Annotated in this window: 2 protein-coding genes; one reads left to right on the top strand and one right to left on the bottom strand. The window is 54.5% G+C overall.

Going from position 1 to position 321, the window contains the following annotated elements; genetic code table 11:
* Positions 1-204, top strand: a 204-nt coding sequence (locus EZM41_RS11025) for a hypothetical protein (RefSeq protein ID WP_198471138.1), incomplete at its 5' end; no start/stop codon positions are given.
* Here EZM41_RS11025 and EZM41_RS11030 read toward each other — a convergent pair.
* The coding region (locus tag EZM41_RS11030; protein ID WP_198471139.1) for a chorismate-binding protein at positions 201-321 on the bottom strand (121 nt) is incomplete at its 5' end. The two genes, EZM41_RS11025 and EZM41_RS11030, sit on opposite strands and share 4 nt — an antisense overlap.

The following is a 321-nucleotide window of genomic DNA, read 5'->3' on the forward strand; positions in this document are numbered from 1 at the left end:
GGCACGGCCTGGGAGCGCTACTACGCCGAAGTGATGTTCCCCTGGGACTTCAAGGTGTGGATAGGCAAGTGGAACTTCGACTGGGAAGCCGACGATAAGATCATCTACGCTCAGGAGTTGCACGAGATTGTATGTGAACGAATCGTAGTTATCTATCACGAGGATCATGCTGCCTCCGCCTACTTCGCCTTTTTCACCGCTTAAAAGAGTGCCCTGGCCTTGTTCAGCGTCTCTTCGTATTCCCTCTCCGGGACGGAGTCGCTCACCACACCTGCGCCGGCTTGAAGGTAGAGCTTATCCTCGACCTTGAAGAAAGTGCGG

This window comes from Acetomicrobium sp. S15 = DSM 107314, assembly GCF_016125955.1.
In the GTDB taxonomy this organism is placed as follows: Bacteria; Synergistota; Synergistia; order Synergistales; family Thermosynergistaceae; genus Thermosynergistes; species Thermosynergistes pyruvativorans.